Annotated in this window: 21 protein-coding genes; 11 read left to right on the forward strand and 10 right to left on the reverse strand. The window is 71.2% G+C overall.

The features are described 5' to 3' along the window. Positions 1-12: 12 nt before the first annotated feature. The 3 genes from E1181_RS24380 to E1181_RS24390 form a co-directional block, all read right to left on the reverse strand. Complete coding sequence (locus tag E1181_RS24380; protein WP_132678191.1) at positions 13-744, reverse strand: hypothetical protein; 732 nt, start codon at positions 742-744, stop codon at positions 13-15. Between the two features lie 109 nt (positions 745-853). After that, complete coding sequence (locus tag E1181_RS24385; RefSeq protein ID WP_132678193.1) at positions 854-1,849, reverse strand: hypothetical protein; 996 nt, start codon at positions 1,847-1,849, stop codon at positions 854-856. Positions 1,850-2,010: 161 nt separating this feature from the next. Continuing rightward, positions 2,011-2,331, reverse strand: a complete 321-nt coding sequence (locus E1181_RS24390) for a hypothetical protein (RefSeq protein ID WP_408010561.1) — start codon at positions 2,329-2,331, stop codon at positions 2,011-2,013. A gap of 125 nt (positions 2,332-2,456) precedes the next feature. On the opposite strand from E1181_RS24390, the gene E1181_RS24395 reads away from it, so the two are divergent. Then, a complete protein-coding gene (locus E1181_RS24395) occupies positions 2,457-3,218 on the forward strand; it encodes a 3-hydroxybutyrate dehydrogenase (protein ID WP_132678195.1) in 762 nt (253 codons plus the stop codon). A gap of 48 nt (positions 3,219-3,266) precedes the next feature. Continuing rightward, positions 3,267-4,583, forward strand: coding sequence for an MFS transporter (locus E1181_RS24400; protein WP_132678196.1), 1,317 nt, complete (start codon positions 3,267-3,269; stop codon positions 4,581-4,583). Positions 4,584-4,632: 49 nt separating this feature from the next. On the opposite strand, the gene E1181_RS24405 is transcribed toward E1181_RS24400, so the two are convergent. Next, positions 4,633-4,938, reverse strand: a complete 306-nt coding sequence (locus E1181_RS24405; protein WP_132678198.1) for a chorismate mutase — start codon at positions 4,936-4,938, stop codon at positions 4,633-4,635. A gap of 316 nt (positions 4,939-5,254) precedes the next feature. Here E1181_RS24405 and E1181_RS24410 point away from each other — a divergent pair, with 316 nt between their 5' ends. Beyond that, the gene (locus E1181_RS24410; protein WP_132678200.1) at positions 5,255-7,720 is read left to right on the forward strand and encodes a UvrD-helicase domain-containing protein; all 2,466 of its coding nucleotides are present in this window, start codon (positions 5,255-5,257) and stop codon (positions 7,718-7,720) included. Here E1181_RS24410 and E1181_RS31825 read toward each other — a convergent pair. The 4 genes from E1181_RS31825 to kynU all read right to left on the reverse strand — a co-directional run bounded on the left by E1181_RS31825 (position 7,707) and on the right by kynU (position 10,220). Then, positions 7,707-8,006 carry a hypothetical protein gene (locus E1181_RS31825; protein WP_207922289.1) on the reverse strand — a complete coding sequence of 100 codons (300 nt, stop codon included), beginning with the start codon at positions 8,004-8,006 and terminating at the stop codon, positions 7,707-7,709. The genes E1181_RS24410 and E1181_RS31825 overlap by 14 nt on opposite strands. 42 nt (positions 8,007-8,048) lie before the next feature. Then, positions 8,049-8,360, reverse strand: a complete 312-nt coding sequence (locus tag E1181_RS24420) for a hypothetical protein (protein ID WP_132678201.1) — start codon at positions 8,358-8,360, stop codon at positions 8,049-8,051. Positions 8,361-8,483: 123 nt separating this feature from the next. Further along, complete coding sequence (locus E1181_RS24425) at positions 8,484-8,918, reverse strand: nucleotide triphosphate diphosphatase NUDT15 (protein ID WP_132678203.1); 435 nt, start codon at positions 8,916-8,918, stop codon at positions 8,484-8,486. Between the two features lie 60 nt (positions 8,919-8,978). Then, entirely contained in the window at positions 8,979-10,220 is a 1,242-nt protein-coding gene (kynU, locus tag E1181_RS24430; RefSeq protein WP_132678205.1) for a kynureninase, read from the reverse strand. Between the two features lie 197 nt (positions 10,221-10,417). Here kynU and E1181_RS24435 point away from each other — a divergent pair, with 197 nt between their 5' ends. Continuing rightward, positions 10,418-10,849: an RNA polymerase sigma factor gene (locus tag E1181_RS24435; RefSeq protein WP_132678207.1), complete on the forward strand. Its 432-nt coding sequence runs from the start codon at positions 10,418-10,420 to the stop codon at positions 10,847-10,849. A 116-nt stretch (positions 10,850-10,965) separates the two neighbouring features. On the opposite strand, the gene E1181_RS32285 is transcribed toward E1181_RS24435, so the two are convergent. After that, a complete protein-coding gene (locus tag E1181_RS32285) occupies positions 10,966-12,591 on the reverse strand; it encodes a class I SAM-dependent methyltransferase (RefSeq protein WP_235877007.1) in 1,626 nt (541 codons plus the stop codon). A gap of 108 nt (positions 12,592-12,699) precedes the next feature. After that, the gene (locus E1181_RS24445) at positions 12,700-13,347 is read right to left on the reverse strand and encodes a M23 family metallopeptidase (protein ID WP_235877010.1); all 648 of its coding nucleotides are present in this window, start codon (positions 13,345-13,347) and stop codon (positions 12,700-12,702) included. 682 nt (positions 13,348-14,029) lie between these two features. Between E1181_RS24445 and E1181_RS24450 the strand changes: the two genes are divergently transcribed. The 7 genes from E1181_RS24450 (at position 14,030) to purH (ending at position 23,078) form a co-directional block, all read left to right on the forward strand. Next, positions 14,030-15,751: a hypothetical protein gene (locus tag E1181_RS24450; RefSeq protein WP_207922291.1), complete on the forward strand. Its 1,722-nt coding sequence runs from the start codon at positions 14,030-14,032 to the stop codon at positions 15,749-15,751. A gap of 255 nt (positions 15,752-16,006) precedes the next feature. Next, complete coding sequence (gene sucC / locus E1181_RS24455; protein ID WP_132678211.1) at positions 16,007-17,173, forward strand: ADP-forming succinate--CoA ligase subunit beta; 1,167 nt, start codon at positions 16,007-16,009, stop codon at positions 17,171-17,173. A gap of 7 nt (positions 17,174-17,180) precedes the next feature. Continuing rightward, positions 17,181-18,065: a succinate--CoA ligase subunit alpha gene (sucD, locus tag E1181_RS24460; RefSeq protein WP_132678213.1), complete on the forward strand. Its 885-nt coding sequence runs from the start codon at positions 17,181-17,183 to the stop codon at positions 18,063-18,065. A gap of 240 nt (positions 18,066-18,305) precedes the next feature. After that, a complete protein-coding gene (locus E1181_RS24465) occupies positions 18,306-19,184 on the forward strand; it encodes a DUF5336 domain-containing protein (protein ID WP_132678214.1) in 879 nt (292 codons plus the stop codon). Between the two features lie 199 nt (positions 19,185-19,383). Further along, positions 19,384-20,751 (forward strand): cell division protein PerM, encoded by a 1,368-nt coding sequence (locus tag E1181_RS24470; protein ID WP_132678216.1) that lies wholly within the window; start codon positions 19,384-19,386, stop codon positions 20,749-20,751. Positions 20,752-20,928: 177 nt separating this feature from the next. Beyond that, positions 20,929-21,516: a phosphoribosylglycinamide formyltransferase gene (gene purN, locus E1181_RS24475; protein ID WP_235877008.1), complete on the forward strand. Its 588-nt coding sequence runs from the start codon at positions 20,929-20,931 to the stop codon at positions 21,514-21,516. Continuing rightward, positions 21,513-23,078, forward strand: a complete 1,566-nt coding sequence (purH, locus tag E1181_RS24480; RefSeq protein WP_132678220.1) for a bifunctional phosphoribosylaminoimidazolecarboxamide formyltransferase/IMP cyclohydrolase — start codon at positions 21,513-21,515, stop codon at positions 23,076-23,078. Before purN ends, purH begins: the two co-directional genes overlap by 4 nt. The last annotated feature ends 50 nt before the right edge of the window (positions 23,079-23,128 follow it).

The following is a 23,128-nucleotide window of genomic DNA, read 5'->3' on the forward strand; positions in this document are numbered from 1 at the left end:
TTGTTGTGCTCCTCAGCCCGGCTGGAACTGCCGTGCGCTGCGCAACTCGGCGGAGACGATGCGCGGCAGCGGGCCCGGGGAGACGTGCAGGTGCTGGTCCAGCCGTACCGCGCGCCCGCCCGGGTAGGTCGCCTCCACCCGGGCGCTCACCGAACCGTCCCGCTCCATCCGCAGCTCGGTGAGCCGCACGGTGTCGACCGCGCTCCACGCCCGGGTGAGCTCCGTCGACTGCCCGAGCTCGGGGGCGAGCAGTTCGCCGATCCGGTCCGGGGAGTCCTGCGCGCGACCGTAGAAATCCCTGACGAGGCCCAGGGTGGTGCTCGCGCTGCCCGCTGCGGGGTTGGCCAGGTGGGCGTCGTCCGGTTCGGCGGCGGAGGCGTTGCCTGCGCTGTCCGCGGCCGCGGAGAACCCGCCGTTGCCGCCGAAGGGCCAGGTCGCTTCGAGCACCAGGTCGGGACGCAGCGCGGGGAGTCCGCTGATCGCGGCTGCGGAGTGGGTGGGACGGGGGAGCTGCGCGGGCTTGGCCATGATCAGCGCGGCGGCCCCGGCGGCGGAGATCAGCAGCAGCACGCCGAGCGCGGTGAGCACGACCAGCCCGCCCTGCCGATTGCGGGCGGGCGCGACGTCGGAGCCGGCGAGCTCGTCGGCCAGGCCCGCCTGTTCGGGGGTCTGCGGGCCGCGCCGGATCAGCTCGGCGACCGTGACGGTGTCGTCGAAGGTCGTGCGCTCTCTGGCGTGCTCCACGGCGTGAAGAGGTACCCGCCTTCCGTTCGAATGGGAAGGTTTTTCAGATAGATCACCGGAAGGGATGGCCCCGAAGATCACGAACGGAGCAGTGGATCACGGTCCGTGCTCAGGAGATCCGCTCGTCCGACGAGATCATCGGGGTCTCGGCCATCTCGTAGCGCAGCACGCGGCGCTCCATGCGCTCCGAGCCGTCCGGCAAGGTCAGCCGCAGGGTGTGCGCGGTGCTCGTCGGCGTCACGTAGACCTGCAGGACTTCGACCCGCGTCGCGTAGGAGTAGCGGGCCGCGAAGGACTCGTAGCCCTCGGCGCGCAGCGGACCGGTGGTCATCGCGTACGCGCCGGGCAGGTCGCCGCTGGAGATCGCGCCGTAGTACTGCTCGCTGGCGCGCTGCATCCCCTCGGTGTCGGTCAGCTGCAGCAGCTGCGGCGCCTCGGTGGTGGGCGGCCTGCTCGATCCGGGAGGCGTTCCCGTGCCGGGTGCTCCGGTGCCGGGCGTGCCGGACTCCTCGTCGTCGCCGGGCTCGTCACCGGCGGGCTCGCCGGGCGCGGTCGGCTCGGACGTTCCGGTCGGCAGCACCCCTGCTGCCAGCTGGCTCGGCCGGCCCGGCGGTGTGGCGGTGCTGCTCGCGACCGACGGCCGGGTCGGGTCACCGGTCAGGAAGTAGGGATCGCGGGTCAGCGGCGGGTACGCGCCGCCGCGCGGCATGCTCGGCAGCTCCAGGCCCTCGATGCGGGTCGTGTGGCTGGACACCAGCGTCGTGGCGAACACGAGGCCGCCCAGCGCGGCCACCGATGAGGCGATCGCGAACCACGCCGCGCGGCGCCAGCTCGGAGGCGGGGTGACCGAGGCGGGAACCATGCCGAGGTCGAACTTGTGCAGCCCGCCCACGGGCGCGGTGTCGGTCAGCGGATCGATCACCACGCGGGGCGCGGACTGCTCGGGCGCGGTCCGCTGCGGTGGGATCTGCGCCCACGCGGCGCTGGTGTCGGTCCTGCGGTGCCGGCCCGGGGCCGGGTTCTGCGCCGCGGACGGTGTGGGTGTCGGTGCCGGCGGCGGCCAATCGAGTCGGCCGCTCCAGCCGATGGTTCTGCCGCTGTGCATCGGAGGTCTCGACTTTCTGCAACCCGCAAGTGGTTCACGGCGAGCTTCGCGTCGGAGAGATCGGTACTCCGAACGGCGCTCTTGATGCACCGAACGGGTGATATCACCGCGCGACCACTCGAACGAACGTCACCGAAAGACGGACCGAAGATGCGGAGGCGTCAGAAGTCTCCCTTGCGGAAGCGGCTCTGCGTGCTCTGGAGCGCCTTGAGCGAGCCGACGCCGCCGCCGAGGCCGAGCAGGATCGCGAAGATGTCCGCGCCTGCGGTGTCACCGCTGCCGATCAGCAGTGCCAGCAGCGTCACGCCCAGGCCGACGCCGGCGATCGGGTAGCGCTTCTTGGCGAAGTCGGCAGCCGGCTGCCCGCCCGGACGCTTCTTCGCAGCAGAGGTCAGCATCGCCAGATAGCCGGCGTGCCCCGCAGCCGCGATCACCGCGGCGAGCGTCACCAGGAGTGCGACCAGACCGATAACCATGCCCATGGCACCAGTCTGCTCCTTGACGAGGCCTGTCCGATATGGGGGATCCCCCTGATTTGCCGATCGGTTCGAAAAGGTTGTGAATCACCTCTGGTTCGAGACCGTCGTCACGCCTAGGTTCTGTCGCTATGAGCGAGCGAACGGGTCTCGATCTGAACGGCAAGCGGGTCCTGGTCACCGGGGCCGCGAGCGGCATCGGAGCCGCTCTCACCAGGCGTTTCGTCGCGGCGGGAGCCGAGGTGATCGCCGCTGACAAGACCGCCGACGCCGTCACCGCGCTCGCCGACGAGCTGGGTGCGACGGCCCGGGTGGTCGATCTCGGCGATCCCGGCAACGCCGACGACCTCGGCGAAGGCGCCGACGTCGTGGTCAACAACGCCGGGTTCCAGCGCGTCGCGCCGGTGCAGGAGTTCCCGCCGGAGGCCTTCGCCGCGATCCTGCGCGTGATGGTCGAGTCGCCGTTCCGCATCGTGCGGTCCGCGCTGCCGGGCATGTACCAGCGCGGCTGGGGCCGGGTCATCAACATCTCGTCGGTGCACGGGCTGCGCGCCTCTCCGTTCAAGAGCGCCTACGTCACCGCCAAGCACGCGATCGAGGGCCTGTCCAAGACGATCGCGCTGGAGGGCGCTCCGCACGGCGTCACCTCCAACTGCCTGTGCCCGGGGTTCGTGCGCACGCCGCTGGTGGAGCGCCAGGTCGCCGAGCAGGCCCGGCTGCACCGGGTCCCCGAGGCGCAGGTCACCGAGGACGTGCTGCTGGCCCGGACCCCGGTGAAGCGGCTGGTCGAACCCGACGAGGTCGCCGAGTTCGCGGCCTGGCTGTGCGGGCCCGGCACCACGTCGATCACCGGAGCCTCGCTGTCCATGGACGGCGGCTGGACGGCGAACTGACCAGGCAAGTCCCGAGGTGAACACCGGCCCGTCAAGGAGGACGCAGCCATGACCACCGAGTCCGCTCCCGCCAGATCGTCGACCACCCGCGTGGTGGTCGCGAGCCTCGTCGGCACCACCGTCGAGTGGTACGACTTCTTCCTCTACGGATCAGCCGCCGCGCTGGTGTTCAACAAGCTGTTCTTCCCGGCCGGCGATCCGCTGATGGGAACCCTGCTCGCGTTCATCACCTACGCGGTCGGCTTCATCGCCCGGCCCCTGGGCGGCCTGGTCTTCGGCCACTACGGCGACCGGATCGGCAGGAAGAAGCTGCTGGTCCTCAGCCTGGTGATGATGGGTGGCGCGACGTTCGCGATCGGCCTGCTGCCCACCTACCAGTCGGTGGGCGTGCTGGCTCCGCTGCTGCTCACCGCGCTGCGGTTGATCCAGGGCTTCGCGATCGGTGGCGAGTGGGGCGGTGCGGTGCTCATCGTCTCCGAGCACGGCTCCAGCGAGCGCCGCGGCTTCTGGGCGTCGTGGCCGCAGGCCGGGGTGCCGCTGGGCAACGTCTTCGGCACGGCGGTGCTGGCGGTGCTGGCGGCGGTGCAGTCCGACGAGGCGTTCCTGGCCTGGGGCTGGCGGGTGGCGTTCCTGCTCTCGGGCGTGCTGGTGCTGATCGGGCTGTGGGTGCGGCTGGCCGTCGCCGAGTCGCCGGTGTTCCTGGAGGCGCAGCGCAAGGCGGAGGAGAGCGGCGCCGAGCAGAAGCCGCCGATCCTGGAGGTGCTGCGCCGGTACCGCAGCGAGGTGCTCACGGCGATGGGCGCCCGGTTCGCCGAGAACGTCGTCTACTACGTGCTGACCTCGTTCGTGCTCACCTACGTGGCCACGTTCCTGGACCTGCCGCGCGGGGTCGCGCTCAACGCGGCGCTGATCGCCTCGGTGCTGCACTTCATCAGCATCCCGATCTGGGGCGCGCTGTCCGACCGGTTCGGCAGACGGCCGATCTACCTGCTGGGCACGGTCGGCACGGGCGTGTGGGCGTTCTTCTTCTTCACGATGCTCGACACCAAGTCGTTCTGGGTGATCACCTTCGCGACCACCGTCGGCCTGGTGTTCCACGGCGCGATGTACGGGCCGCAGGCGGCGTTCTTCGCGGAGCTGTTCGGCACCCGGGTCCGCTACTCGGGCGCGTCGATCGGCTACCAGCTGGCGTCGATCGTGGCGGGTTCGCTGGCGCCGATCATCGCGACGGCGCTGCTGGCCGCGTTCGACTCCTCGCTGCCGATCTCGATCTACGTGGCGCTGTGCTGCGTGGTCACCCTGGTCGCGGTGTTCCGCGCACCGGAGACCCGGGAGCGCGACCTCGCCGCCGACCACGCCGTGTGACGCCGACCGCGGGCGCCCTCGACCTGGCCGGAGGCGCCCGCGGCACACGTCAGGAGTGGCCCAGCCGGCCCCGGCCGAGGCGGAGCAGGATCATGGCGATCTCGCGTCCCTCCGGGCCGAGCTCGCGGTAGCGGGCGAGCACGTCCATCTCGCGGTTGTAGACGATGCGCGGGCCGCCCGCGGCCATGCGGGCCTGCCCGACCTGCTGGGAGACCTCGGCCCGGCGCTTGATCAGGCGCAGGATCTCGGCGTCGAGGTAGTCGATCTCTTCGCGGAAGTTGCTGATGGCCTCTGCAGCCCGTTCGGTCGAGGGCTTCTCGGACTGCGGTTGGTCACCGTCCACAGTGGCGTTCATCGGACGTAATCCTCCGGATCCGGCCCCGTTCCCGTCCCGGAACGCGAAACGCCCCGAGTCCGAGGACCCCGGGGCGTCGTAGTGGTTTTCGAGCTCACGCAGCTACGGGCGCCGGAGTCCCGGGCCCGTAGAAAAACTCGTACTGCTGCGTTCGCACACCACCAGTCTGCCACAACCCCCGACCCCGATCCACTGCCTGGTCACCCCGTCCCACTTGGTGGACGTTGTCACCCGAGCGGGTGGTGGAGGTCTTGATCGTGTTGCGCGATCGGGAGATTCGGGTTCTGTCCGGGGGGTTCGGTAACGTGGTTCGACGATGAGCACCCCTCTCGATCTCGAATGGCAGGGCGACGAGCCCGTGCAGTCCTCCGCCTCGCGCGGCCGGTCCGGACCCGACCCGGAGGCGCTGCTGGCTGGGCTCAACCCGCAGCAGCGCGATGCCGTGACGCACACCGGCTCGCCGCTGCTGGTGGTGGCCGGCGCCGGATCGGGCAAGACCCGGGTGCTGACCAACCGCATCGCCCACCTGCTGGCCAGCGGTGCGCACCCCGGCCAGATCATGGCCATCACCTTCACCAACAAGGCCGCGGCCGAGATGAAGGAGCGCGTCGCCGACCTGGTCGGCCGCCGGGCCAACGTGATGTGGGTGTCGACGTTCCACTCGATGTGCGTGCGGGTGCTGCGCCGCGAGGCCAAGACGCTCGGCATGTCGTCGAACTTCTCGATCTACGACTCCGACGACTCCAAGCGGCTGATCACCATGATCGCCCGCGAGCAGGACCTGGACTCCAAGCGCTACCCGGCGCGGACGCTGTCGATCAACATCTCGAACCTGAAGAACGAGCTGATCACGCCGGAGGACGCGGCGCAGCAGGCGGGCAACGACGTGGAGCGCAAGGTCGCCCAGGTCTACGCCGCCTACCAGCGCAGGCTCGTCGAGTCCAACGCGATGGACTTCGACGACCTGATCATGCGCACCGTTGAGCTGCTGCAGCAGCACCCGGCGGTCGCCGAGTACTACCGCCGCCGCTTCCGCCACGTGCTCGTCGACGAGTACCAGGACACCAACCACGCGCAGTACGCGCTGGTCAGGGAGCTGGTCGGCACCGGTCCCACCGAGAGCGGCGTGGAACCGGCGGAGCTGTGCGTGGTCGGTGACGCCGACCAGTCGATCTACGCGTTCCGCGGCGCCACGATCCGCAACATCGAGGAGTTCGAGCGCGACTACCCGCAGGCCCGCAGCATCCTGCTGGAGCAGAACTACCGGTCCACGCAGACGATCCTGTCGGCCGCCAACGCCGTGATCCGGCGCAACCCGAACCGGCGCGACAAGCGGCTGTGGAGCGACGCGGGCGACGGCGAGCCGATCGTCGGCTACGTCGCCGACAACGAGCACGACGAGGCCGCCTTCGTCGCCGGTGAGATCGACAAGCTCGTCGACCAGGGCGAGGCCACGTTCAACGACATCGCGGTCTTCTACCGCACCAACAACCAGTCGCGCGTGTTCGAGGAGGTGTTCATCCGCCTCGGCCTGCCGTACCGGGTCGTCGGCGGTGTCCGCTTCTACGAGCGCCGCGAGGTCCGCGACGCCCTCGCCTACCTGCGGGTCCTGGACAACCCGGACGACACGGTGAGCCTGCGCCGCATCCTCAACGTGCCCAAGCGCGGCATCGGCGACCGCGCGGAGGCCGTGGTCGCCGTGCACGCCGAGCAGGAGCGGATCTCCTTCGGCACCGCCCTGCGCCGGGCCGCCGCCGGCGAGGTCCCGCTGCTCAACACCCGCGCCCGCAACGCGATCTCCGGTTTCGTCGAGCTGCTCGACGAGCTGCACAAGGTCGCCGCGGACCACGACGTCGCCGAGACCCTCGACACGGTCCTGGAGCGCACCGGGTACCGGGGCGAGCTGGAGGCCAGCGACGATCCGCAGGACGCGACGCGTCTGGAGAACCTGACCGAGCTGATCACCGTCGCCCGCGAGTTCACCGAGGCCCGCGCGGGAGCGCCGCTGCCGGTCGACGCCGAGGTCTCGCCGTCGGCGGAGGCCGTGGTGTCCGGTGTGACGCCCGCGGCGGAGGACGACGCGGACGACGTCCTCGAAGACCCGCTGGCCGACGACTCGCTGGCGGCGTTCCTGGAGCGGGTCTCGCTGGTCGCCGACGCCGACTCGCTGCCGGAGACCGGCGACGGCCTGGTCACCCTCATGACCCTGCACACCGCCAAGGGCCTGGAGTTCCCGGTGGTGTTCTCCGGCGGCTGGGAGGACGGCGTCTTCCCGCACAACCGGGCGCTGGGCGATCCGACCGAGCTCGCCGAGGAGCGGCGACTGGCTTACGTCGGCATCACCCGAGCTCGCCAGCGGCTCTACCTGTCGCGCGCCATGATGCGCTCGGCGTGGGGGCAGCCGATGACGAACCCGGCATCGCGGTTCCTCACCGAGATCCCCGAGGAGCTGATGCACTGGCGCCGCATCGAGCCCGAGCGCGCCGCTCCGCAGGTCCGCAGCACCTGGGGCAGCCGAGGCGGTTTCGACCGCACCGGCGGCGACTCGGCCCAGGCCGGTCTGGCCGAGCGCGGCATGCGCAGCACGAGCATGAAGGGCTGGAAGGACACGGTCGCCCTCAAGCTCGAAGCGGGCGACAAGGTCACCCACGACAAGTACGGCCTCGGCACGGTGGTCGCCACCGACGGCGAAGGCCCCCGGGCCACGGCCACCATCGACTTCGGCACGGCCGGCACGGTCAAGCTCATGCTCATCGGGAGCGTTCCCCTCACCAAGCTCTGATCAGCGGCGGAAGGTGCTGCGGATCAGGTTCCGCAGCCACCGGTGGGCCGGGTCGGCGTCGTTGCGCGGGTGCCAGGCCATGCCGACGGGGATCGGCGGCAGGCGCAGCGACCGAAACCCGGCGTCGCAGGCCGATCTCGGCGATCGCGTCGTCGACCGACCCCACCGTCATCACCCCGGACGGGCGGTGCGGGTACGCGGTGAACAAGGAGGCCGGGTTCGTCTCGTCGGTCGACCTGTCGACCGGTGCGCTGCGGCGGATTCCCGTTCCCGGCAGCGAGGGCATCGCGGTGTCACCGGACAGCGCGGAGGTCTTCGTCGCCGGGCCCTACGCCGACGCCGCCTCCCAGGAGACGCCGGGGGTGCGCGTGATCGACACCGCGACCGACGAGGTGGTGCGCACGATTCCCTCGGGCCACCAGCCGTTCCCGGTGCACGTCACCAGCCGCGGTCTGCTGCTGGTCGGCGAGGTGCGCGCGTCCTCGGTGGACGTCGGGCTCGACGGTCGCCACGGCGGGCTGCTCTCGGTGCACCGCGACGGCGAGCGGATCGGGGAGGTCGAGGTCGCGAGCTTCCCGCTCACCATCGCCTCGTCGCCGGACGGCCGCCGCGCCTGGGTCTCGGCGGTGGCGTCCTCCACGGTCGCGGTCGTCGACCTCGAATCCCTGGAAGTCGTCGACACCCTCAGCATCGCTCGCCGAGGAGCACCGGGAGCCCACGGCCTCGCCCCCACATCCCCCGGAGCTGATCCACCCGGGACCGATCACCGCCCGTCGTCCCGGATTCCCGGTGTGCGCCAGCCTGTTTCGACCAGGGAGTGGGCCGGGGTGAACAGCGGGGCGGGGAGGGCGTGCCAGGGGTGCCAGGTCCAGGACTCGACCTTGTCGGGTTCGAGGACCTGGGGTTCGCCGTCGGCGGTGATCAGGTGGTGCAGGGTGACGTAGTGCAGGCCCTCGTCGTCGAAGACGTCGCTGGTCCAGGAGATCGTCGTGATGCCGGTGGCGAGCAGTCCGGTCTCCTCGGCGAGCTCCCGGGCGGCGGCGTCCTCCGGCGCTTCGCCCGGGTCGACCTTGCCCCCGGGGAAGGACCACTCGCCGGCGCCGTGAGCGCCCTTCCGCCTCCCCAGCAGCACCGCTCCGCCGCGCACCACGACGGCGCTGGTCCCCACGAACGGCCCGCGAACCTCCGGAACATCCATGGCCCGGATCCTCCCCGCCACGCCGCCACCGGGCCACCGAATTTCCGGGTCGGCTCCGGATCAGGTCACGGTCCCCGGTTCCTGCGGTACGGGGTCGTAATCGCCTGCGGAGGTGATGCGTTGGAGGAGGGTGGCGGCGGTGAGGACGTCGTGGTGCGAGGTGCAGAGGGCGTTGACGCCGAAGCGGAGGATGTCGGGCGCCCGCATGTCGGCGACGACGCCCTGCGCGGCCAGGGCCTGGATGAGGCCGTAGGCGTGCGGGTGCCGCAGCGACACCTGGCTGGCGCGGATCTCGGGTTCGGCCGGGGTGACCGCCTCGAAGCCCTCCGGTGCGAGCAGTTCCTCGGCGCAGCGGAGGAAGAACCCGGTCAGCGACAGGCTCTTGGCGCGGACCTGCGCCAGGTCGACGCCGTCGAACGCGGTCAGCGCCGCCTCCAGGGCCAGCAGCGACAGGATCGGCGGCGTGCCGATGCGGGCGCGCGCGATGCCGGGAGCGGGAACGTAGTCGGCCTGGAGGCCGAAGGGCTCGGCGTGGCCGGTCCATCCGCTCAGCGGCGTGCGCCACGAATCGTGGTGCCGCTCGGCGGCGTACAGGAAGGCCGGGGCACCGGGTCCGCCGGAGAGGAACTTGTAGCCGCAGCCGACCGCGAAGTCCACCCCGAGATCGTCGAGGTGCACCGGCATCGCCCCGGCCGCGTGGCACAGGTCCCACAGCGCCAGCGCGCCCACCCGGTGCGCGGCCCGCGTCAGCGCGGCCACGTCGTGCAGCTCGCCGCTGCGGAAGTCGACGGGTGAGTAGCTGATCACCGCGACCTGGTCGCCGTGCTCGTCGAGGAACTCCGGCAGGTCGGCGGGTGCCACCCGGCGGACCTGCCGCCCGTGCAGCCGGCCGACCGAGTCGGCCAGGTAGCGGTCGGTGGGGAAGTGCTCCGGGTCGGTGACCAGCAGCGGGCGGTCAGGGCGCAGCTCCGCCGCCGCGCTCAGCGCGGTGAACAGCTGCACGCTGGTGGAATCACCGGCCACCGTCTGACCCGGTGCGGCGCCGATCAGCGCGCCGATGGCGTCGCCGACCCGCAGCGGGGCCTGCCACCAGTCGTGGGTGTTCCAGGAGCGGATCAGGTCGGTGCCCCACTGGCGGTGCACCACGTCCTCCAGCACCGGCGGCACCGCTGCGGGCAGCGGGCCGAGCGAGTTCCCGTCGAGGTAGACCACGCCCTCCGGCAGCAGGAAGCGGTCCCGGACGTGCGCGAGCGGGTCGGTGGCGTCGAGGTGGTCGGCCAGGTCGGTGAGTTGTTGTGTCATCACGAGCACTCTCCCGCAAGGTTGTCGTCCGGCGTAGATGCGCTGCCACACCTCGACGACACCGGGATCGGCTTCGTAGGGCGCGGGTGACGCCGCGCCAGCGGACGTGCTCGGGCACCGGGAACCCGCGGCGGTGCAGGAAGTTCAGCACCTCGCCGTACAGCGACGGCTCCGCCCAAGCCGGCGAGTCGCAGGCGATGAACGAGCTGCTCACGCACATCACGCCCTACGTGGCCCGGGTGTGCACCTCGGTCGCCCCGCACCACAGCTCCGACGCGATGCAGGAGGCGCTGCTGGCGATCTACCGGGGCCTGCGGACGTTGCGCGAACCCGCGGCGTTCTTCGGCTGGGTCCGCTCGGTGACCGTCCGCGAAGCCGTCCGCACCGACGGCACGACGTACTCGCCGGTGGAAGCCCGCCACGACTCGAACCCGCTGGACCGGGTGCACATCAACGACGTCCTGGAACGGCTGTCGACCCCGCACCGGGAGGTGCTGACCCTGCGGAGGTGGGGGCTCAACGAGGAGGAGATGGCAGAAACCCTGCACCTGCCCGTCGGCACGGTCCGCTCCCGCCTCCACCGAGCCCGCCGCTGCTTCGAGGAGGCCTGGTACCCCTCAGCGGCCTGACGAACCGCCCCCCGCAGACCGGCGCATTCGAATTTCGCGCGAAATTCGAGGGCAAAAGTTCGGGGTCGAATTTCGCGCGAAATTCGAAACCCCGGTTCAGAGGGGGTGGCTTGGGGTCAGAAGCGGTAGTGCAGGAGGCGGCCGAGGCGGTTGAAGGTGGGAACCTTGGCCGCTGCGCGGAAGGCGAGCCTGGCGGGCAGCGGGTACCTCGCCAGTTCCGGCGCGTCCAGGAACGAGATCTCCGAGACCAGCCGGAGGGCGGGGATTCCCAGTTCGGTCGGGTCGTCGATGCCCCAGTGCAGCCGGGAGCCCGAGCGCGTCACCGCGGGGTTGGCGACGTTGTTGAGGTGGATGCTCGGCGTGTTGAACGCGTCGAAGAGCAGCTCACCGCTGGGGAAGTGCGCGACGATCCGGCGCAGCAGCGACAGGCCGTCCTGCTCGGTCAGGTACATCGTCAGGCCCTCGGCGGCCACGAGAACGGGCCGGTCGGAGGGGATTCCGGCCAGCAGGTCCGGATCCGCGACGGAGCGGCCGACGGTGCGCCGGTTGCTCGACGACGGGAACAGCTGCTCGCGCAGTGCGATGACCTCGGGCTGGTCGACGTCGTACCACTCGACGTCCGCCGGCGGTCCCACCCGCTCGAAGCGGCTGTCCAGCCCGCAGCCCAGGTGCAGCACGGTCATCCCCGGACGCAGCGAGGCGCGCACCCGGTCGTCGAGCGCCTTGGCGCGCACGGCCACCGAGATCGCGTTGTTCGCGCGCATTCCCAGCTTGGTGAAGTCGTAGTCGAGGCGTCGCACGGCGTCGTCGGCCCACCGGTCGTGCAGCAGCGGCTCCGCCGACCGGTTGTCCAGGGCGCGCAGCTGCAGCGTGGCGAGCATGGTGGCCGCCGGTCCGGTCAGCTCGACCGGGATGCGGCTCTCGCGCTCGAAACCGAAGCGCACCACCCGCATCGCGTCGCGCAGCGGCGGCACGGCGTTCATGGCCCGGGCGATCCAGCGGTCGCGCGGCGCGACCCTCGCGACCCCGGGCAGCGTGGTGACCGGCACCGACCCGCGCAGGTGCAGGCCGGGGACCTTGATCTCCAGGTCGTGCGGGTCGCCGACTCCCCAGTGGAAGCTCGCCCCGGTGGTGCGCAGGAAGCCCGAGAACTTCGCGGCCCGCACGGTCCACGGCGCGACCACGTCGAAGAGCATCTCGCCGTAGCCGAAGCGCTCGACGAGCCTGCGCAGCAACGCGATCCCGTCCGCTTCCGCCAGGTAGGGGGTCAGCCCCTCGGCGATGACCAGCGTCGGCCGCCCGGTCGGGATGTCGTCCAGCCAACCGGTTTCGGTCACCGAGGACGCGATCGTGCGATGGTTGTCCGGAACTCGCGGGTAGAGCCGGTCGCGCAGCTCGACGACGTCGGGCATGTCCACGTCGTACCACTGCGCCTCGGCGGGCAGGTCGAGCCGGAACGCCCGGGAGTCCAGGCCGCACGCCAGGTGCAGCACGACCGCGTCCGGGTGCGCGGCGAGGAACTCCCTGGCCCGGTCGTCGATCTCCTTGGCGCGCAGGACCACGGCCATCATGTCGCCGGAATCGAGCCGCAGGGCGGAGAAGTCGAAGTCGATGCGCGCCGCCAGCTGCGCGGCGGCGTCGTCGCCCAGCACCGGATCGGTGCGACGGCTGTCGAGGGCGCGTGCGTGGAGCGGACCGAGGAGCGTCTGCTGCGCTCCGGTCAAGCGGATCTGTTCGGCCACGGGCGCCACGCTACTGCGAGCCGGTGCCGGAAATGCGCTAACGACGCGTAAAGAAATGGGTTCGGCGACCACGGGATGGTCGCCGAACCCAGTGCTGAGAAACCTGGATCAGGTCGGGGAGATGCCGCGCTCGCGCATCCACGGCAGCGGGTTGATCTTCTTGCCGCCGGCGTTCCACACCTCGAAGTGCAGGTGGGTGCCGGTGGAGAAGCCGCGGTTGCCCATGGTCGCGATCTGGTCGCCCGCCTTGACCTTGTCGCCCTCGTCAGCGGTGATGGTGTTGACGTGGCCGTAGACGGTGATGGTGCCGTCCTCGTGCTGGACCCGGACCCACAGGCCGAAACCGCTGGCCGGACCGGCTTCGATGACCACGCCGTCGGCGACCGCCATGATCGGCGTGCCCTTGGCGTTGGCGATGTCGATGCCGTAGTGGGTGGTGCCCCAACGTCCACCGAAGCCGGAGGTGAAGTTGCCCAGCGCCGGAACGTGGAACTTCGGCTGCTTGGCGGCTTCTTCGGCCGCGCGCTGAGCCGCTTCGCGGGCCTCGGTGATCCGCTCGCTCTTGGTCAGCTTCTCCATCTCGGAGCTGATGTCGGAGCTCTTGGCGACCGGGAGCATGGCGGGCGCTGGGGCGCTGCCACCCATGCCGTTGTAGGAGGAGGTGTCTCCGGACATCGCGGTGTTGAACGAACCCGCGGCGTCAGAGGCGTTGAAGTCATCGCTGTCGGGGGAGGCGTTTCCCTCGCCCGCTGCCAGCGATTGACCGGCTGCTGCGAATGCGCCCGCCGCTACTGCTGCGACGACGACGCGGCCGCGCCAGGCCGATGCTGCTGATGCACCCCGGCTCCGATCCCGATTGCTGGAGGAGTCGTCGGGGGACACCTCCGGATAACCGGGAAAGGGTCGTTCGCCGCCGGGGGAGCGGTGGTGAGCCAATGCCTGCCCTTCCGTCTCGGGGAGCCTGATCTCCGCGGGCCCGGAACGGGGATTTCCGGGTGGCCGGTCGGGGAACCGGTCGAAGGTTGTCCTTCGTGATCAGACCGTGACAACGGACCGGGGGACAGTAACCAAGCTGATCCCCTAGGGGCAAATCCCGATCTGTTACGCGTCGGCCACCGCGAGTGGTCGAAAGAACCTTCGCCAGGCGGATCGTCGGGCCTTCGTCGATACTGCGCGTGGTCGTCGCACAGCGGAGCCACCTGCGGCTTCGTGATCGGAACCGGTGGTTCCGAACGGCCCAGCGCCCCCGGTCTTCGGAACCGATCCGGACACCCCGGGGTGTTGATTTGTGCTGCAAGTCACACCCCAAGAGCGTCTTGTCGGCGCGTCGAAAATGCTCCGTTCGGGCGCTCCTCGGGCGTGTCGGCGCGCGCGGACCCCTGGTCGGTGACTGCCGGTGGTGCCTGGGAGGGGTCACCCGGTTGCTAGCGTCTGCGCCGTGACTGCGCGGCCCGACCTCCCGTCCGGTTCGTCTGCCTCGGCGGCTCCCGCCGAGGCCACGGATCCGCAGCCAACGCTCGGCACGTCGGCCCGCCTGCGCGCCGCGATCGCGCTCGCCATCCTCGGCGCCGCGCTCACCGGGGTGGGACCGCTGCTCGGGTTGACCAGCCCGGCCGTTCCCGCCGCGTACCCGGGCTGGCCGCTGCTGCTGGTGCTCGCGCTGCTCGCGCCGGTGGCGGCAGCGCTGTTCGCGCGGGCCGGGAAGCCGATGGCCGCCGCCGCGGTGCTCGTCGGCCCGGCCGCCTTCGCGCCCGGAAGGCTCGGGCAGGACGTCCAATTCGCCGTCGAAGCGGGCATGGCCGCCCGCCCGGAACTCCTCCGCGCCTCATCGCTGATCAACTTCGAACCCGCCTTCGGCTGGTGGCTGTTGGCCGCCGGGCACGTGATCGTGCTGGTCGCGGGATTCCTGGCCGCCTGGGGCATCGGCGAGTCCGGCGCCGGAACGCAGCGGCAGGGCCTGCTCACCTCGGCGCTGTGCGCCGGGGTGCTGGGCGGCGTCGCGGTGCTGATGGCGCCGTTCTCCTCCGACGACCCCTACCTGCCCGCCGAAACCGCCCTGGACGGGCCGCTCCCGGTGCTCATCGGCAGCGCGCTGCTGGCCGTCGCGGTGCCCTGCGCCGCCGGGCTGCTCGCCGGTTCGACCGACCTGGAGTTCGCCCGCGGCGGGCTGCTGGGCGTGGCCCTCTCGCTGGTCGCGGTCGTCGTGCCGCCGCTGGTGTCGGTGCTGGTGCTCGACGAGGTGATCTTCGCCTGGGGGCCGCTGCTCGGATTGCTCGCCGCCGCGGTGCTGTTCGTGCTCGCGGCGCGGGCCGGTCGTGGCGAGCAGGCCGAGGACGTCGACGACCTGCGACTTCCCGCGCTGACCAGGCTGCTCACCCTTGCCGGGACGTTCGCGCTGCTGGCCGGTGCCGTCGCGGTGCTGGCCGCGCTGACCCCGCACGTCTCCATGCCCTACGGGCTGCGCGACCCGTCGGAGTACCCGGCGCGGATGCTGCTGCCCGCCGGAATCCTGCTGGCCGTGGTCGGTGCGGGCATGCTGCTGCCGAAGCTCTCGCTGCTGCTGCGCCCGGTGCTGACCGTGCTGTGGGCGGTGGTTCCGCTGGCCGCGGCCGGATCGCTGGACGCGGTGTTCACCGCCGTGCAGGCCGCCGGAGCCGGTGCGGGTCTCGGCGCCTGGGCGGCCGGTGCGTCGGTGCTGCTCGCCGCGATCGCGGCGGTGCTCGCGGCGATCGCAGGAGCGGTGGAGCGCGACGACGTCGACCTCACCGAGATGGCCATGCGCCGACTGGTCCTGGTCCCGTCGCTGGTCGCGCTGGTCCTCGGCGCCGGGGCGTTCTCGCTGCCGGTGCTGACCGCCCCCGGTTACAGCGCTCCGGGCGTGTTCACCGACTTCGGCACCACCTCGTGGGGCCTGGTGCTCGCGCTCGCCGCCGTGGTCGGCGCGACCGCGCTGGCCCCGATGTGCCGTCCCGGTCAGGCCGCCGCGCTGCTGTGCGGTGCCGCGCTGCTGGTGGGCGTGCGCGCGCTGGAGTTCCCGCTGACCGCCGAGCGGCTGCCCGGAACCGTTCCCGGGCTCGGCCTGTGGTTCGGGCTCGGGTGCGTCGTGGTCCTGCTCGGCACGGCGCTGGCGGCCCGCACCACCGCCGAACCGACCAACTGAGTTCACTCTCCCGGCCGTCTTGTGAGAGGCGTTCCGGTGCCCGAACATGGGCGGAACGCCGTCACGGCGCCTGTTCCGTTCGTCACGCGAACGCAGATATCGCTCCTGCCGCACAAGGCGATTCCCCGTGTTGGACGGGTCGACCCAGGCAGACGCCCTACCTCAGGTGAGGCAGTTCACCAGGTGCGCCGCCCCATGCGTCATCGCAGGTCGATATCGTCACCGAGTCCGACACCGACGTCGCAGGAGAGTCGAGTGGACCTGTACGAGTACCAGGCGAAGGAGCTCTTCGCCTCCCACGACGTGCCGACGCTGCCCGGCACCGTGGCGACCGACCCGCAAGGGGCCAAGGCAGCAGCCGAAGAACTCGGCGGGCCCGTAGTCATCAAAGCCCAGGTCATGACCGGTGGCCGGGGCAAGGCCGGCGGCGTGAAGCTGGCTGAGAACCCGGATGAGGCCCAGGCCAAGGCCGAGGCCATCCTCGGCCTGGACATCAAGGGCCACATCACCAACAAGGTGCTGGTCACGACCGCCTCCGACATCGCGGAGGAGTACTACTTCTCCTTCCTCCTCGACCGCGCGAATCGCAACTTCCTCGCGATGGCCTCGGTCGAGGGCGGCATGGAGATCGAAGAGGTCGCGGCCACCAAGCCCGAGGCTCTGGCGAAGATCGCGATCGACCCGATCGAGGGCGTCGACCTGGACAAGGCGAAGGAGATCGTTTCCGCCGCCAAGTTCCCGGCCGAGGTCGCCGACCAGGTCGCCGACGTGATCGTCAAGCTGTGGGAGACCTTCGTCGCCGAAGACGCCACTCTGGTGGAGGTCAACCCGCTGGTGAAGGACCCCGAGGGCAAGATCATCGCCCTCGACGGGAAGGTCACCCTCGACGAGAACGCCGCGTTCCGCCAGGCCAAGCAGGCCGAGCTGGTGGACAAGGACGCGGAGAACCCGCTCGAGGCCAAGGCCAAGGAGAAGGGCCTCAACTACGTCAAGCTGGACGGCGAGGTCGGCATCATCGGTAACGGTGCCGGGCTGGTCATGTCCACGCTGGACGTCGTGGCCTACGCCGGCGAGAAGCACAGCAACGTCAAGCCGGCGAACTTCCTCGACATCGGCGGCGGCGCCTCCGCCGAGGTCATGGCCGCCGGTCTGGACGTCATCCTGGGCGACTCGGACGTCAAGTCGGTGTTCGTCAACGTCTTCGGTGGAATCACCGCCTGCGACGCCGTGGCCAACGGCATCGTGCAGGCGCTGGAGATCCTCGGTGACGAGGCCACCAAGCCGCTGATCGTCCGCCTCGACGGCAACAACGTCGACGAGGGCCGCCGCATCCTGGCCGAGGCCAACCACCCGGTCGTCACCGTGGTGGACACGATGGACGGTGCGGCCGACAAGGCCGCCGAGCTGGCAGCGGGGGCGTGAGGCGATCATGGCTATCTTCCTCAACGAGAACAGCAAGGTGATCGTTCAGGGCATCACCGGCTCTGAAGGCACCAAGCACACCGCTCGCATGCTGCGCTCCGGCACCAACATCGTCGGCGGTGTCAACGCCCGCAAGGCCGGGCAGACCGTCGAGATCGAGGGCAAGGAGCTCACGGTCTACGGCAGCGTTCAGGAGGCGATGAAGGAGACCGGTGCCGACGTGTCGGTCGTTTTCGTGCCGCCGAAGTTCGCCAAGGACGCCGTGATCGAGGCCATCGACGCCGAGATCGGCCTGGCCGTGGTCATCACCGAGGGCATCCCGGTGCACGACTCGGCCTACTTCTGGGCGCACGCGAACGCCACGGGCAACAAGACCCGGATCGTCGGGCCGAACTGCCCCGGCATCATCTCGCCCGGCAAGTCCAACGCCGGCATCATCCCGGCCGACATCACCGGCGCGGGCAAGATCGGTCTGGTGTCCAAGTCGGGCACGCTGACCTACCAGATGATGTACGAGCTGCGGGACATCGGTTTCTCCAGCGCCGTCGGCATCGGTGGTGACCCGATCATCGGCACCACCCACATCGACGCGCTGCAGGCCTTCGAAGAGGACCCGGAGACCGAGGCCATCGTGATGATCGGGGAGATCGGTGGCGACGCCGAGGAGCGCGCGGCCGACTTCATCAAGGCCAACATCACCAAGCCGGTGGTCGGCTACGTCGCGGGCTTCACCGCGCCGGAGGGCAAGACCATGGGCCACGCGGGCGCCATCGTCTCCGGTTCGTCGGGCACCGCCTCGGCGAAGAAGGAGGCCCTGGAGGCCGCGGGCGTCAAGGTCGGCAAGACGCCGAGCGAGACCGCCAAGCTGATGCGCGAGATCGTCAAGGGCTGAGACCCGCACCGACCTCGTTCGTTCGGGGCCGGGTTCCCCACGGGAATCCGGCCCCGACGGCTTTTCGCGGGGCTCTTCCCGAAGGCGGCGTCCAGGTGCGGGCCTCAGCCGCCACTCCGACCGCCGAGCGAAGTGATCCCGAACAACGCCTTTGCGGGCGGGCCGCCCTGCTGACGGCTGGTGTTCGGTACCGTCGATCAGCACGCCCGATCGAGTGCCTTCGAGGAGTCCGATCAAGTCATGTCCGCCCCGTATCCGCAACAGCCGAACACCGACGGGGGTCGTCGGTCGTTCGAGCTGAAAGAAGTCCTCGCGATGGTGGCGGCCGGCGCCGGCGTTGTCGGCTACCTGCTCGGGTTCTTCGACGACGGCGTCGGTGCCCTGATGGGCAGCATGGCCGGTTTCGCCCTCGTCGCCTCCGCGGTGCTCGCGGGTCTGCGGTTCTTGCCGAAGACGCCGGACGCGCTGTTCGCGGCCGTCCCGCTGGCGGCCTACTCCGCGCTGGCGCTGCTGCAGGACGTCATCCGCAACACCGCGTCCGGGCTGGTCTCGGTGCTGATGGTGCTGGCGCTCGCGCAGCTGGCCGCCGTGCTGGGCGTGCTGCTGATCGAGGGCGGCGTGATCAAGGCCGGTGGCCCGGCGAGCGGCCCCAAGCCCACGTCTTACGGGCAGCCGTTCCCGCAGGGACCCGGCCCGCGCGGTCCCGGTCAGGGCGGTCCCGGTCCCGGTGGCGCGCGTCCCGGTCCCGGTGGTCCCTCCGGCCCCGGCTGGAGCCCGCAGGGGCAGCCGTCCCCCGGCGCCCAGTTCGGCGGCCCGCCGCCGTGGAACCCGGCCAGCGGCGGTCAGCCCGTCCAGCAGCCGGGGAGCCGGAACCCTTCCTCCGACGGGTTCGCCACGCCCAACCCGGACTCCAGCGGCCCCCAGCCGAACCGGCCCGCGAACCAGTCCGGCCCGATCTCGCAACCCGCTCAGCAGCAGAGCGGCCAAGCCGCGCAGCAGTCGCCCGCGCAGTCCGGCCAGCAGCCGCAGTCCCCGCAGCCGAAGTCGGACCAGGACAACGGCGGCCCCCAGGGCACCCGCCAGATGCCCCACCCGGGCGCCAACCCACCCACCTTCTGACGCGCGGCGGCCGTGGTCGGCTCTGGTCCGAACCGCCCATGACCGATGCCGGTTATGTCCGGTCAGTGCGGACCAGCACCGCCCGGATCCCCAGGCGCGTCGCCCGATGGGCGGAGCCGCTGGCGTGTTCAGGGCCGTTCGGAGCAGCGGTGGTGCGACATTCGGTCGCGTGTCTGCGCTAGATCCGCCCCCCCATGCCGTGGCCGCCGGCCATTCCGACCGGAGGCAGGGTCTGCGCCGGTGGTTGTTCATCGCCGTCGTCGGCGCGGTGCCGCTGATCGGGTTCTTCGCCGTCGCCGCCCTGGTCGCCCTGGTCGTGGGCATCGCCAGCGGAGCGAGCCTCAACCCGCTGCTGGTCCTGATGGCCGCCATGCCCGGCTGGCTGGTGCTCTACCAGTCGCCGCTGGTGATCTCGGGTGCCCCGCTCAGCGTGCTGCCGATGTTGCCCACGGTCGGCGTGGTGCTGCTGGTGGCCGCGGCGTCGGCGTTCGTCGCCCGCCGCTGCCGGCTGCGCCGTCCCGACCAGGCCTGGCCGGTGATCGCGACGATGGCGCTGGTGCACGCGTTCGTGGGCGCGCTGTTCGCGCTCCTGCTGACCGAGCCGTTCAGCGCGGTCCCGGTCGAGGCGTTCCTGAGCTGCGGCCTGACCGCCGCGATCGCGGCGACCGCCGGGGTCGCCAACCGGTGCGGCCTGTTCTACCTGCTGTGGGAGCGCACCGACGCCTACGTGTGGACGGGTCTGCGGATCGGGTTGCTGACCATCGCCACCGTGATCGCCGTGGGCTCGGGCGTGCTGCTAATCGCGATCGTGCTTTCCGCGCCGGAGATGGTCACCTCGATGTCGCGGATGGGCGTTGCGGGCGACGCCGTCGGCGCCACGGTGTTCTCGCTGCTGTACCTGCCGAACGCGGTGCTGGCCGGCTGGGCCTTCGCCACGGGCAGCGGGTTCTCCCTCGGTTCCCAGGTCGTCCAGCCGATGCAGCACACGCCGGGGCCGCTGCCGGACCTGCCGCTGCTGGCGGTGCTGCCGAACGACGGTCCGGCCGTGTGGTGGTCGGCGGTGCTGCTGCTCCCGCTGCTGGTGGGAATGGTGATGGGACTGGTCGCCAGGCGCGTTCCCGGTCCGCTCCTCCGCCGCCTGGTGGTCGTGCTGGTCGCGGCCGGGGTGGCGGCGCTGGCGGTGCTGGTGCTGGCGGCGGTCGCCGGTGGTGAGCTCGGCAACGGCCCGATCGGGGTGGTGTCGTTCCACCCGGTCGGCCTCGCGCTGGCGACCTCGTGCTGGCTGGCGATCCCGGCGCTGGTGATGACCTGGCTGGGCGGCGCGGAGGAGGCCGACGACCCGGCGCTGAACGCCTTCGCCACCGACGAGTTCGACGAGGACATCGATCCAGAACCGGCCGAGGACGCCGAGCCCGACGAGGACTTCGACTACACCGACCTCGACGACCTGATCGCCGAAATCCCGGCCGCCCGGGCGGAATCCGACGCCGAGGAAGCCGAGGTCACCGCCGAGGAGTTCGACGCCGAGCCGGACGAGGAGGAGCCCGCACCGCGCGACCGGCGGTGAGCGCTGCGCCACTCGCCCGGGCCCTGCCGGAGCCGACCCCGCAACCAGGTCTTACGCTGCGGGGGAGATCGTGCCGAGGCATGTCAGGAGCGAACGCTGAACCCGAGTACGCCCGACCAGCCGAGCACCGCCGCGCACCCGAACCGGATCACGACAGCCGCCCCGGCGCGGGTGGTCGTGCTCGTCTCCGGTTCCGGCACCCTGCTGCAGGCCCTGCTCGACGCCACCAGCGAACCCGACTACCCGGTCCAGGTGGTCGCGGTGGGCGCCGACCGCGACGGCATCGAGGGGCTGGCCCGCGCCGAGCGCGCCGGCATCCCCACGTTCGTCCGCAAGGTCGGTGACCACGCCTCCCGCGAGGAGTGGGACCGCGCGCTGACCGAGGCTTGCGCCGAGCACGAGCCGGACCTGGTGGTCTCCGCCGGGTTCATGAAGCTCGTGGGCGCCGACTTCCTGGCCCGCTTCGACGGCCGATACCTCAACAGCCACCCAGCGCTGCTTCCCTCGTTCCCCGGCATGCACGGGGTGCGGGATGCGCTGGAGTATGGAGTCCGCGTCACCGGTTGCACCCTGTTCGTGGTGGACGCCGGTGTGGACACCGGGCCGATCCTGGCCCAGGAAGCCGTCGAGGTGCTGCCCGATGACGACGAGGCGAGCCTCCACGAGCGGATCAAGGCCGTCGAGCGGCGGCTGCTGGTCGGCACCCTTCAAAAGCTGGCGTTGCACGGGTGGACCGTGCAGGGACGGAAGGTGAGTATCCCGTGACCGCGAACTCCCAGGAGCGGCGCCCGATTCGTCGCGCGCTGATCGGCGTGTCCGACAAGTCTGGCCTGCTGGAGCTGGCCACCGGGCTGCACGCCGCCGGGGTGGAGATCGTTTCCACCGGTGGCACGGCGCGCGCGATCGCCGATGCCGGCGTGCCGGTCACGCCCGTCGAGGAGCTCACCGGGTTCCCGGAGGCGCTGGACGGCCGGGTCAAGACGCTGCACCCGCGGGTGCACGCCGGCCTGCTCGCCGACCTGCGCCGCGAGCAGCACGCCAAGCAGCTCGCGGACCTCGACATCGCCCCGTTCGACCTGCTGGTGGTCAACCTCTACCCGTTCGTGCAGACGGTGGCCTCGGGCGCCGCGCAGGACGAGGTGATCGAGCAGATCGACATCGGCGGTCCGGCGATGGTGCGCGCGTCGGCGAAGAACCACGCCAACGTGGCCGTCGTGGTCGACCCGAGCCGCTACGAGTGGGTCCTCGAGGAGGTCCGCGAGGGCGGTTTCACCATGACCGACCGGGTCGAGCTGGCCGCCGAGGCGTTCCGGCACACCGCGTCCTACGACGTGGCGGTGGCGTCCTGGATGAGCAGGGTGCCCACCGGTGACGACGCCGCGTTCCAGGGCTGGATCGGCGAGACCTGGCAGCGCCGCTCCGCGCTCCGCTACGGCGAGAACCCGCACCAGCCGGCCGCGCTGTACGTCTCGGGCGGGCAGGCCACCGGCCTGGCCGCCGCGGCGCAGCTGCACGGCAAGGAGATGTCCTACAACAACTACGTCGACGCCGACGCCGCGTGGCGTTCCGCGCACGACCACGACGAGCCGTGCGTGGCGATCATCAAGCACGCCAACCCGTGCGGCATCGCGGTCGGCGAGGACATCGCCGCCGCGCACCGCAAGGCGCACGAGTGCGACCCGGTGAGCGCCTTCGGCGGCGTGATCGCCACCAACCGCGAGGTGACGGTGGCGATGGCCGAGCAGGTCGCGGAGATCTTCACCGAGGTCGTGGTGGCCCCCGGCTACGCCGAGGGTGCGGTGGACGTGCTGAACAAGAAGAAGAACATCCGCCTGCTGACCGCTCAGCCGCCGCAGAGCGGCAGGGTCGAGATGCGCGCGATCTCCGGCGGCATGCTGGTGCAGGGCTCGGACGCGATCGACGCCGAGGGCGACGACCCGGCGAACTGGACGCTGGCGACCGGTTCCCCGGTGGACGAGGCGACGCTGGCGGACCTGAAGTTCGCCTGGCGGGCCTGCCGCGCGGTGAAGTCCAACGCGATCCTGCTGGCCGACGGCGGCGCGACCGTGGGTGTGGGCATGGGCCAGGTGAACCGGGTCGACTCGGCACGGCTGGCGGTCTCCCGCGCCGGTGACCGGGCCAAGGGTTCGGTCGCCTCCTCGGACGCGTTCTTCCCGTTCCCCGACGGTCTGCAGGTCCTGCTGGACGCGGGTGTGCGCGCCGTGGTCCAGCCGGGCGGTTCGGTCCGGGACGACGAGGTCATCGCCGCGGCCGAGGCCGCGGGCGTCCCGGTGTACCTGACGGGCACGCGCCACTTCGCCCACTGACGACGCACCGCCGACGGGCCCCGGACTTCCGAGTCCGGGGCCCGTCGCGT

This window comes from Saccharopolyspora terrae (assembly GCF_004348435.1).
Lineage (GTDB): Bacteria > Actinomycetota > Actinomycetes > Mycobacteriales > Pseudonocardiaceae > Saccharopolyspora > Saccharopolyspora endophytica.